At 69.8% G+C, this 3,833-nt stretch carries 4 protein-coding genes; 1 reads left to right on the plus strand and 3 read right to left on the minus strand.

Annotated elements, in window-relative coordinates:
• Positions 1-66: 66 nt before the first annotated feature.
• The 3 genes from ON21_RS13985 to ON21_RS13995 form a co-directional block, all read right to left on the minus strand.
• Entirely contained in the window at positions 67-1,158 is a 1,092-nt protein-coding gene (locus ON21_RS13985; protein WP_083880608.1) for a HAMP domain-containing sensor histidine kinase, read from the minus strand.
• On the minus strand, positions 1,155-1,850 hold the full coding sequence (locus ON21_RS13990; protein ID WP_083880609.1) for a response regulator: 696 nt from the start codon (positions 1,848-1,850) through the stop codon (positions 1,155-1,157). The genes ON21_RS13985 and ON21_RS13990 overlap by 4 nt, the downstream gene beginning before the upstream one ends.
• 84 nt (positions 1,851-1,934) lie before the next feature.
• Complete coding sequence (locus ON21_RS13995; RefSeq protein ID WP_039798312.1) at positions 1,935-2,384, minus strand: MarR family winged helix-turn-helix transcriptional regulator; 450 nt, start codon at positions 2,382-2,384, stop codon at positions 1,935-1,937.
• Positions 2,385-2,540: 156 nt separating this feature from the next.
• On the opposite strand from ON21_RS13995, the gene ON21_RS14000 reads away from it, so the two are divergent.
• A partial coding sequence (locus ON21_RS14000; protein ID WP_039798313.1) for an MFS transporter occupies positions 2,541-3,833 on the plus strand: 1,293 nt, incomplete at its 3' end.

Raw genomic sequence — 3,833 nt, forward strand, 5'->3', positions numbered from 1 at the left:
CCCTTCGATAGGCGTGCGGAATCACCCCGGCACCGTCCTGGCGGTCCGGGTGGGAGGAATGACAGGTCAGCGGCCGGGCAGAACGACCCGGATACGGGAGCCCGGCTCGGCGACCGCGATGCTGCCGCCGTGCAGGTCGACCACCCAGCGGGCGATGGCCAAGCCGAGCCCGGTTCCCCCGCCGGTGGTACGGCCGCCCCTGGTGAACCGGTCGAAGACCCGGGCGCGTTCGGCGAGCGGGATGCCGGGGCCGTCGTCCTCGACGTCGATCACGACCTCGCCCTGCGAGGCACGCGCGGCCAAGCGGACCTCACCGCCCGCGGGGCCGTGGCGAGCGGCGTTGTCGAGCAGGTTGAGCAGCACCTGATGCAGACGCGCACGGTCGGCGTACACGCGGGCGGCGCCGGGCAGCACATCGGTGCGGAAGCGCACACCGCGCCCGAGCGCGGCGGTCATGACCTCCGCTTCGGCGACGACGTCGGCCAGCAGCGGCGCGATCGGCAACTCCTCGCGATCGAGCGGGAAGGCGCCCGCTTCGATGCTGGAGAGATCGAGCAATTCGGAGACCAGCAGGGTGAGCCGTTCGGTCTGGGCGAGCGCGGTGCGCAGGGTCGCCGGGTCGGGTTGGGAGACGCCGTCGACGAGGTTCTCCAGCACCGCCTGCAAAGCGGTGATGGGCGTACGCAATTCGTGGGAGACGTTCGCGATGAGATCGCGGCGTTGCCGGTCGGCCGCCGCGAGGTCGGCCGCCATCTGGTTGAACGCCTCGGCCAGCTGCCCGACTTCGTCGCGCGAACTCGCCCGCACCCGCAGGGTGTAGTCGCCCTGGGCCATCCGTTTCGCCGCCGCGGTCATCTCCCGCAGCGGCCTGGTGATGCCGTGGGCGAGGAACTGCGAGGTGAGCAACGCGATCGCCACCGCGGTGAGCGTGGTGCGCGGCGGCAACCATCCGATCTTGAACCGGAAGAATCCGAACGCGACGCCGCCGGAGCACAGCATGAGGATGGCGAGTTTCAGTTTGATCGACTTCACCGGGTCCAACGGCCGGGGCAACAGCTCGGCGATCCGGTCGCTCACCCTGCGCACCACGGCGAAACAAGCAGGCCCACTCGACAATTCGCGCTCCACTCCGGATACGCGCCCGGGCCGGGAACTCATCGGGCCTCCAAGGCGTATCCGACGCCGCGCACGGTGCGGATCAGGTCGGCGCCGAGTTTGCGGCGCAACGCCTTGATGTGGCTGTCGACCGCGCGGGTGCCCGCCGCGTCGGACCAGTCCCAGACGTCTTCGAGCAGTCGCTCGCGCGCGAGCACCGTGCGCGGGCGACGGGCCAGCCGAGTGAGCAGATCGAACTCCAGCGGCGTGAGCAGGGCCTCCACCTCCGCGCGCCAGACCCGGCGCTGGTCGAGATCGATCCGCAGGTCACCGACGAGGATCGTCGCGCCATCGCGGTCGGCCGCCCGATCCAGCCTGCGCAGCAGCGCGTGCACCCGGGCCGCGAGCACGCGCAGCGAGAACGGCTTGGTGAGATAGTCGTCCGCGCCGACCCCCAATCCGACGAGCTGGTCGGTCTCGTCGGCACGCGCGGTGAGCATGAGCACCGGCACCGGGCGGCGCGCCTGGATGCGGCGGCACACCTCCAGTCCGTCGAAACCCGGCAGCATGACGTCGAGCACCACCAGGTCGGGGCCGACCGTCTCGGCCGCGGTGACGGCCGAGGGGCCGTCGTGGGCGAGGTCGACGGTGTATCCCTCCGCCCGCAGGCGTGCCGCGACGGATTCGGCGATGGTGATCTCGTCGTCCACCACCAGGATTCGCCGTGCGGCCCGCGCCGGTGCGCTGTGTTCCATGCACCGAACCCTAGCCATCGCCAGTGGAGAGATCCTGCGGCGATTGTGGAGATTCCGTGTGCATCCGGGACCGTGAGCCGGCGTTCACGGCCGGGGCCAGGGACGCTTGTCGATGCGTTCGATGTCGGTGTTGAACCGTTTGAGGAATTCGGCGAACGCGGCGATGTCCTGCGCCGACCAGTCCGCGAGCACGTTCTCGAGCGCGCGGACGTTGTAGGCGCGCTCGGCGTCGAGTTGACGCCCACCCTCGGCGGTGATACGGAATTTGCGCGCCATGCCGCCTTCCGGATCCGGAATGCGCTCGATCAGACCGGCTCCGCGCATCGCGGTCGTCTGCCGGTGCAGCGTCGAGGTGTCCAGTCCGAAGGCGTCGCTGAGCTCCCCCACGGACATCGGGCCCTGCACTCGCAGCCTGCTCAACACCGTGTAGGCGCTGCGGTCGAGATGACCACGGCCCCGGCGGGCCTTGGCGCTGAGGCTGTGCCGCCCCAGCAGCATGGTCTCGAACTCCACCGAAGATACGGGCTTGTCCACACAACGCTCCTGCCGATATCCGCCAGCTACGGGCTCATCTTCCGCACCTATATCACACCCCCATTGCCCAACCAGAACATTTGCATAATACGACTCTTGTGCATAGTGCAATTCATATGTACCGTGCACAAGAATCGAAGAGAGAGGGAGACCCGCGTGACAGCACCATCGGCAGCTCGGCCCGAGGGCATCGTCGGCGTACTCGCGGCGGCGGGCATCGTGGCCGCATTGATGCAAACCTTGGTGGTGCCGCTGATCGGGGACCTGCCCCGAATCCTGGGCACCACGGCGTCCAACGCGTCCTGGGTGATCACGGCGACGCTGCTCGCCGGTGCGGTCGCCACCCCGATCACCGGTCGCCTCGGCGATCTCTACGGCAAGCGCCGCATGCTGCTGGCGTGCACGGTTCCGCTCATCGCCGGATCGCTGGTCTGCGCGATGGCGAGCTCGGTCGTGCCGATGATCGCCGGGCGCGGCCTGCAGGGCATCGGCATGGGTGTCGTCCCTCTCGGCATCAGCGCGTTGCGCGACGTCCTGCCCGCCGAACGGCTCGGCACGTCCATCGCGGTGATGAGCGCGTCGATGGGCATCGGTGGCGCGCTGGGTCTTCCGCTGGCCGCCGCGGTGGCCGAGAACGCCAGCTGGCGCGTGCTGTTCTGGGGTTCGGCCGTGCTGAGCGCGGGTGTCGCCACGCTGATCTGGCTGCTGGTGCCCGCCATCCCGGCGCGCGGCGGCGGCGGTTTCGACGTTCCCGGCGCACTCGGTCTCGGCACGGCGCTGGTGTGCCTGTTGCTCGCGGTGTCCAAGGGCGCCGATTGGGGCTGGACGAGCGGAACCGTCCTCGGTCTGTTCGCGGTCGCGGTCGCGGTCCTCGCGGTCTGGGGCTGGTGGGAGCTGCGCACCGCGGACCCGCTGGTCGACTTGCGGGTGACCGCGCGCACGCAGGTGCTGCTGACCAACGCGGCCTCGATCGTCGTCGGGTTCGCCATGTACGCGCAGTCGTTGATCATCCCGCAGCTGCTGCAGCTTCCGGTGGCCACCGGCTACGGGCTCGGGCAGTCCATGCTGGCGATGGGATTGTGGATGGCCCCCGCCGGACTGGTGATGATGGCGGTCTCCCCGCTCGGCGCCCGGCTGTCGGCCGCGCGCGGGCCGAAGGTGACCCTCGCCATCGGCAGCATGGTGATCGCCCTCGGCTACGGCTCGTCGGTCGCCCTGATGGGGTCGACCTGGGGCCTGCTCATCGTCACCTGTGTGTGCAGCGGTGGCGTCGGCCTCGCCTACGGCTCGATGCCCGCGCTCATCATGGGCGCGGTGCCGCTGTCGGAAACGGCGTCGGCCAACAGCTTCAACACCTTGATGCGCTCGATCGGCACCACGGTGTCGGCCGCGGTCGTCGGCGTGGTCCTCGCGCAGCTGAGCACCCACCTCGGTGGACACACCATTCCC

Origin of the sequence: Nocardia araoensis NBRC 100135, assembly GCF_000308435.1 — a bacterium.
Classification (GTDB): domain Bacteria; phylum Actinomycetota; class Actinomycetes; order Mycobacteriales; family Mycobacteriaceae; genus Nocardia; species Nocardia araoensis.